The following is a 1,571-nucleotide window of genomic DNA, read 5'->3' as shown; positions in this document are numbered from 1 at the left end:
GCGCCGGGCAGACCGGTGAGCCGGCCCTTGCCGGGCAGCCAGCCACCGACGAGGACGTCCGCCGTACGCATGTTGCGGATCTTGATCCAGGCCCGGGACCGCACGCCGGGCTCGTAGAGGGAGTCCAGCCGTTTGCAGACCAGCCCCTCCAGACCGTGGGCGCGGGTGGCCTCCAGGGCCTCGCGGCCGTGCCCGACGAGCGCGCCAGGCGTCGACCAGGTGGGCCCCGCCAGGGCCAGCTCCTCCAGCCGGGACCTGCGCCGGGAGTAAGGGACCCGCAGGAGGGAGTCCTCCGCCAGGTGCATCACGTCGAACAGCACCAGGTGGACGGGGGCGGTCGCCGCGAGCCGTGCGGCCTTCGCCGGCGCCTGGGCGAGGCCCATCCGCGACTGGAGCAGCTGGAAGTCGGCGCGGCCCTGTTCGTCCAGGGCGAGGATCTCCCCGTCGAGCACGGCGGGCGTCGCGCCGAGCGCGCCGCCCAGCGCGCGCAGTTCGGGATAGGCCGCGGTGATGTCCTCGCCGGAGCGGGCACGCAGCACGAGGGTGCCGTCACCGGGGAGGTAGACCACCGCCCGCTGCCCGTCCTGCTTGGTCTCGTACGCCCAGCGCGCGTCCTGGGCGACGGGCGGCAGGGTGCCGGGGCTGGCCAGCATGGGGGCGATCAGCGGCAGGGTCACGGGTGACTTGTCGCCGGGCCCGCGCCGTGGCACGCCCGCGGCAGGCGGGGTTCGCCTGATCGGAGGCAGCGGCCCGCGCGGCCGGGCGGCACCCGGCGCTCAGAAGGTGGCGCCCGGCGGCAGCGGCGGGGGCTGGACCAGGCCCGTCTGGTAGGCGATGACGACCAGTTGGGCGCGGTCGCGGGCGCCCAGCTTGGTCATGGCCCGGTGCACGTGGGTGCGCACGGTCAGCGGGCTCACGAACAGCTTCGCGGCGATCTCGTCGTTGGAGTGGCCCTCGGCCACCCAGGCCATCACCTCGCGTTCGCGCGCGGTGAGCACGGAGAGGTCGTCGGGCGCGGCCAGCCGGGCTCCCTCGGCGGGGGAGGTGAGGAACCGGGTGATCAGGGCGCGGGTGGCGAGCGGCGACAGCAGGGACTCGCCGGAGGCCACGACGCGTATGCCGTCGAGGAGGACGTCGGCGGTGACGTCCTTGCCGAGGAAGCCGCTCGCACCGCGGCGCAGCGCGGCGGCGACGTACTCGTCGATCTCGAAGGTCGTCAGGATCAGCACGCGTGTGTCCGACAGCTCCGGGTCGGCGCAGACGGCGGACGTCGCGGCGAGACCGTCGGTGCCGGGCATGCGGATGTCCATCAGGACGACGTCCGGCCGGTGCCGGCGGGTCAGCTCGACCGCCTCGGCGCCGTCGGTGGCCTCGCCGACGACCTCCATGTCGTCGCAGGAGTCGATGAGGATCCGGAAGGTGGCCCGCAGCAGGGCCTGGTCGTCGGCGAGCAGTACGCGGATGGTCATGGCGTCCGTTCTCGAGGTGCGTGGGGCGGGCCGGTCCCATGGTGACGGACGGACGGTGGGGGCGGCCCGTCGCCTCCGGTGCGGTGCCCCGGCCGGGGCACC

Annotated in this window: 2 protein-coding genes; both read right to left on the bottom strand. The window is 74.9% G+C overall.

What is annotated here, in order from left to right; genetic code table 11:
• Window positions 1-677 (bottom strand): ATP-dependent DNA ligase (locus BZL64_RS38235; RefSeq protein WP_483025121.1); only part of this gene is annotated, 677 nt, incomplete at its 3' end.
• A 99-nt stretch (window positions 678-776) separates the two neighbouring features.
• Window positions 777-1,469, bottom strand: coding sequence for a response regulator transcription factor (locus tag BZL64_RS38230; protein ID WP_086773511.1), 693 nt, complete (start codon window positions 1,467-1,469; stop codon window positions 777-779).
• Window positions 1,470-1,571: the final 102 nt, after the last annotated feature.

Source organism: Streptomyces bobili (assembly GCF_002154575.1).
Taxonomy (GTDB): Bacteria; Actinomycetota; Actinomycetes; order Streptomycetales; family Streptomycetaceae; genus Streptomyces; species Streptomyces bobili.
The sequence above is the reverse complement of the archived record's forward strand: the minus strand, read 5'-3'. Positions and strand labels throughout refer to the sequence as shown.

Excerpts from the sequence above, each read along its gene's own strand:
- BZL64_RS38230 (WP_086773511.1), bottom strand. The coding sequence starts at position 1,469 with ATGACCATCCGCGTACTGCTCGCCGACGACCAGGCCCTGCTGCGGGCC.